The following is a 4,034-nucleotide window of genomic DNA, read 5'->3' on the forward strand; positions in this document are numbered from 1 at the left end:
CCCGGGGGGGGGGGGCCCGCGGGGGGGGGGGCGCCCCCCCCCCCACGGCGTTTCGGCCTCCGGTGGGTCACGCGGCGTGAGGACGGTGGTTCCCACCCCCGACCACTGCTTTCCAGCCTGCGCAGACGTCACCACGGACGGGGTCTCCATCCCTCCGGCGACGTTACCAATGCCACTCTCGCGAGCAGGAAGCCAACTCGGCCGACCAAGTGCGCAACATCGCGCCAATGCCTTTACTGGCTAGTCGCCCGCGTGATTACGGCGGAAGCCGGTTTCCGCCGTACCGCCTGATTTTCGCGGGAGGCCCACAGGCGTGCCACACCCGCGTGATAAAGTTTGCGCGATGTAGGGGGCATCGATTCGTTCTGGGTTTGCTGCGGCCAAGTTTACGGGGACAGTGGCCAGGCGTATCGCGACTGTAACAAGGACTGGCGCGGGGGGCGCTGCCAGCACCGAGCCGCGTGCGCCTTCACGATGGCGAGCAATGCCGATCTCGGCCGCTTGCCGAATCACGCTGGACGTCATGCATCGGCGTGACACAGCATGAGCCGCGAGTCGGCGACGTCCATCGTGACAGTAACCGACCGAGGCGGATGCGCAGAGCAATCAGCGGCTTCCGGCGGAGTGAGCGAAGGGTTGCACAGTGGTCCGGTTGTGGAGGGGACACAACGACCCACTGGGCCCGCTGCGCCGGATGGCACACGCCCCCTATCTCGACAGCTGAGAGGGCAGGGCAGAGTGGTCAATATGGGGTCCCCGGAAGTCGACGCACGCGGTGACGATTCCGCCCGGCGCCCAGGTGCGGGGCGTCGGGCTGACGCCACCCCGTCGCCGGATGCGCCGCCGGCATCGGGCCCGGTCGACGCGGCCGGCGGCGAATCGGCGACGCCGCCCATGCCACCCGCCGACCCCGAGCCGACCGTGCGCGTCGAGATCCCCCCTGCACCCCTCGGCGACGATGAACGCCCGGCGGTGCGGAAGCCTTCGACCGAGCCGGAGCAGACCACCCGCGTCAAGCGGCCCCGGGTAACCACGGACCGGGCGGCGCCCGGTGAGGGAAAGCCCACGACCACCCCGACGGAAGAACCGGCCGCGGCCGTCGAGGCGAACCCCCCGAAAGCGCCCAACCAGGACAAGCCCACGACGGCGAGTGACCGACGGCCACCCGTGGCCGCGACGCCGCCCCGGCGGCCCGCACCCAGCCGGGCGGTCCCACCGGCGGCCGGTGACGAACCAGCCCCGGCCGCCGAACCAGCCCCGGCCGCCGAGAAGGCCAAGGAAGAGCCCAGGCCGATCGACGGCCAGCAGCCAGCGGCCCCCAGCGAGACGAAGCCAGCGGCACCGGCCGACACGAAGGCCACGACGGCCGTCAGCGAGCCGCCAGCGGCCTCCGCCGACACGAAGCCAGCGGCAGCCGACACGAAGCCAGCGGCACCCGTCGACAGGAAGCCCGCGGCGCCCGCTGACAGGAAACCAGCAACGCCCGGCGGCCAGCGGCCAGCGGCCCCCGCCACCGAAGAGCCCACGACGCGCATCGACCGGCGTCCGGCTGCCGATGCCGGCACGAAGCGACCGGCACTCGCCGACCCGAAGCCCGCGACGCCCGCCGCCAGGACGACACCTGCGCCGGCCGTGACGAAGCCCGCGACGCCCATCGAAACGAAGCCACCGACCGCCGGCGCGCCCGCGGCGGCGCCCGACGCGGGCACTGCCGCGGGTACCAGCGAGTCTCAGCTCCTGCCCGAGTACGTGACCCGGCTTCGGCCACTGCTCACACCACCACCACCCCCCGCCGCCCCGGAACCAGCCCCGGCTGGCAGCCGGGTCCAGCGGGTCCGGGACGCGCTCGCCGACGTGCTGTGGTGGAACTCGGGCTACCAGCCGGCCGACCCGGAACGCGCCGCGGAAACGCTCTACGGGCGCCTGCTGATCTCAGGCGCGAGCCTGCTGTCGTTCACGGTCGGGGTGCTGTCGGTCGCGGCCGGCCTGACGCACCTGCGGATCGCGGCGCTGCTCGTGTTCTGCTTCATCGGCATCGGTTCGGCGCCCTGGGCCCTCGACATCCGAATGCGGCTGACCACCCGCATGGCGATGACCACGCTGGTCAGCTTCTCCGTGCTGACCTTCGTCGCGACGTTCATGCTGTCGCTCGGCGGGTGGCATCCGGCGCTGGCGTTCACGCTGGTGTCGCTGATCTGTGTCCCGCTGCACTGGATCGGCTTCCGCCGCGCGGTGGTCGAGCGACGCGACGCGCGGCCAGCCGCGGATCTCACCCCGCTACGCGACGGAACGTGGAACGACGTCGTGGACCGGCTGCGCCTTCGCGAGTTCTCGGCCCTGTACTGCGCGGTCGCCGGTGCGGTGCTCTGCATGTACGCCGCGCTGGGTCACCGTCACATCGTCAATCCCGGTGTGTACGGCTATCTGACCCATGTCGGGCCCCTCTGGTATCTCGGGCTGGCCCTCGTCGTCGTCGCCATCGTCATCGCCCCTCGGGCCGACGAGCGGGTGATGGCCGCCGTGGTCCTGCTGCTTCTGGTCGTGGTGCTGCTCACGCCGTCGCTGGTGTACGACGCCCCGCGGCAGCCGTCAGCCACCAAGCACGTCGACCTGGTGCAGCAGATCCGGCACGTGCACCACCTGGACGCGCTGGTACTCGTCTACAACGGGTGGGCCGGAATGTTCGCGGCCATGGCCTGGCTGTGCGACATCACGGGCATCCGCGAACCGATGGGGCTGGCGACATTCTGGCCACCGCTCATCGGCTTCTTCAAGGTCATCGCGCTGCGCTATTTCGCGGGCAAGGTGCTGCCGACCGCGTACCAGGCCTGGATCGCCGTCATCCTGGGGGTCCTGGCCGACACGATCGGCGCGGACTATTTCTCGCCGCAGTCCGTCGGGTACGTGATCGGCCTGGTGGCCTTCGGTCTCGCCCTCTCGAATCGGCGATCCGTCCAGCGGACGCTCCTGCTGGTGTCCGCCGGCACTCTGGTCTCGGTCACTCATCAGCTCAGCCCCTACATCGTCGGCGGGGCGCTGGTGATCCTCGTCGTCTTCCGCCAGGTCCGCCCCTGGTGGACGCCGGTGACGGTGCTGGGGCCGGCCGTGGCCTGGGCCCTCCTGCACTGGAGCCAGGTCAAGGGATTCATCAACCTGCACGACATCGGGTCCTCACAGAACTTCCACCCGCCCAAGACCGACGGCGCGGTCGGGCTGGTCCGGCAGCCCATCGTCGGCGAGACCGTCCACGCGCTGATGCTGGGCGTCGGGCTCATCGGGCTGATCGGCGGGCTGGCGGTGCTGCGCAACCGGCGCACCGGCGCGGTCTGGGCCTACGCGTGCTGCCCGGCGGTCGGCCTGGTGGTGGTCGCGGTCAATCCCTACGGCAACGAAGGCATCTTCCGGGCCATCCTGTTCGCGTTGCCCTGGCTGTCGGTCCTCGCTGCCCGGATGTTCACCAGCAAACGGCGTCTGCTGCCACGTGTCCCGCTGCTCGCGGTGATGGCGACCATGACGGCCACCTTCCTGGTCGCGGCGTTCGGGCTCGACGACATCAACGTCGTCCGGTGGTCGGACCTCAACACACTTCGGTATTACCAGTCGGTCGGGTACAGCAACTCGCCGGCCAACGCCTACTACGTGTTGCAGCTGGGCGCCGGCGACCTTCCGGCCTCGATTCCAACCAGGACGAACTCCCACCGGCCGCTCAAAATCGAGGATCTGCAGGACGCGCAGGCCGCCAACGTCGACCTGCCGCCCGCGACCCGGATGCGGATCCTCACCTCGCGCCTGATCACCTATTCCGGTGAACCCGCATCGCAGGCCCGGCTTTACGCGATCTGGTCGCCGGTCTCCTCGGAATACGGCTACGACTACGGGGTCGAGACGCCCACCGAGTTCGCGGCGCTCCGCGACGCCTTCGCGGCCGCGCCCTACTGGTCCATCGCGAAGGACCTGGACGGCACGGTGCTGTTCAAGTTCGAGCCGGCTCGCTACCCGGTCCCGACGCCCTGAGCCGCGTCGCTCCCGGATCG

The 4,034-nt window shown here is 70.5% G+C and carries 1 protein-coding gene; it reads left to right on the forward strand.

Annotated elements, in window-relative coordinates:
• The first annotated feature begins 972 nt into the window (after nucleotides 1-972).
• On the forward strand, nucleotides 973-4,014 hold the full coding sequence (locus I6A60_RS03820; RefSeq protein WP_238434698.1) for a hypothetical protein: 3,042 nt from the start codon (nucleotides 973-975) through the stop codon (nucleotides 4,012-4,014).
• The last annotated feature ends 20 nt before the right edge of the window (nucleotides 4,015-4,034 follow it).

Source organism: Frankia sp. AgB1.9 (assembly GCF_016786355.1).
In the GTDB taxonomy this organism is placed as follows: domain Bacteria; phylum Actinomycetota; class Actinomycetes; order Frankiales; family Frankiaceae; genus Pseudofrankia.